Below are 1,647 nucleotides of genomic sequence, written 5' to 3' on the forward strand. Positions count from 1 at the left end.
GTGCTGGAGTTCTACAGCCTGTACATGCACCAGCTCGACTGGAAGGGCTATCAGGACGCGCAGACGGACGGCAGCACCCCGTCCTCAGCGTCGATCCATCCGCTGCCCTTCTGGCAGGGCGACCGGCATTTCCGCGTGGGCAGCAAGGCGAACGATCATCAGGCCCAGCCACGCCAACTCAATACGCCGCTGAATCTCGGCTCCGCTTCGGGCGGGCTGGGCGGCGGAACCCTCGGTGGCGGCGCGCTGCTGGGCGGTGCGCTATCCGGCCCGGCCCCGGACAGCATGGATGCGCCCGCAACCTATCCCGACCGGGTACGCTATACCGTGCCGCCCGCCAGCCCGGCGGACGCTTCGCAGGATGCCGGTACGCCGCAGACCGGGGTTCGCATCTGCGACCGCGCCAGCGGGACGGTAATCGGCCTGCTGCCGCGCGGCGGCGAATTGAGCGTCGTCGGCAATGTCGCGAAAGGCTGGGCACTGATCGGGACAATCACGAAGGGTGCGCCCGTGGCCGCCATCGCTGGCGGGACACCTGACCCGCGCGCCGTGACGGGCTGGGTAAATCTCGATGAACTCGACGCGGTGATTGATCCGAAGCCGCTCGATTCGGTGGTCGTGCTCGACAAGCCCTTCCCGGTCAAGGCGGGCGACGTGGTGGGCTACCTGGGCGAGTACCAGGACTCCACCGAGGCGAGCCTGCTGCCGCCAAAACGCGAGTTCCCGCTCTTGCACGTCGAAGTGTTCACCGGGGCGCAGATCAATGACTTCATCAACAAGAGCAAGGAGCGGGCGAAGAAGCTGCCGGACATCGGGAAAACGCTGCTGCTGATCCAGCAGGGCGCGAAGCTTGTCAAACCGGCCGACCCGCAACGTAATACCGGGCTGGTGGGGCTGACGCTGGCGCTTGCGACGGGCAAACAGGGCGACCCCGGCAAGGGACTGTGGGCGAAGGTCCAGCCGACGAAGCTCGCGGCGCAGCCGCCCACGCACGGCCACGGGCACAGCCACAGCCATCCCGCCAGCGGGACGCCCGTAGGCGAGCCGCTATGGGTCGAGCGCACCAAATACGCGGGCAAGGTTGCTGGCGCAACTGTTCCGACATGGAACAGTTTTCCGTTGCAGCTTGCCAATGCCGAGGGGCCGGCGGTGGGCTATCAGGAGGTGCTTTCGCGTGCCCGGCTCGAACAGGGGCGCGAAATCGACCGGGCGACCGACGATCAGGGCGTGCAATGGTGGTCGGTTACGGCGGGCGACGAAGACGGCAGATCAATTACGCGTTGGGTATGTGAGAAGGGCCACCCGGATACGCTTTGGGAAAGCCCTTGGGCGTGGCCGGGCTTCGATACGGTGGATACCACGAGCGTACCGTTGCTCGACATGTACCGGCGCAACCTGTTCGAAGCGAAACGGCTGATCGAAGGCGATGACGAGAAGGAATTCAGCACCATTGCCGCGACGGTGAACGCGGGGCAGTTTATCGGCAAGCTGGAGAAGGCGGCGAAGCGCCAGGGTGACGACAAGGGGAACGTGGTTCCGGCGGACCTGAGGCGGGCGCTGACCGTGCGGTGGCTGGCCCAGGCCGTGTCGCATGTGATCTTTCGCTACGAAAGCGAATGGGGCGGCGACATGGGCAAGTGGGAGAAA

1 pseudogene is annotated in these 1,647 nt (G+C 66.0%); it reads left to right on the forward strand.

Annotation, left to right across the window (positions count from 1 at the left end):
• Nucleotides 1-1,647: pseudogene (locus BAC01S_RS35255) on the forward strand (muramidase); the annotation flags it as partial.

The organism is Paraburkholderia acidipaludis NBRC 101816, from assembly GCF_000684975.1.
Taxonomy (GTDB): domain Bacteria; phylum Pseudomonadota; class Gammaproteobacteria; order Burkholderiales; family Burkholderiaceae; genus Paraburkholderia; species Paraburkholderia acidipaludis.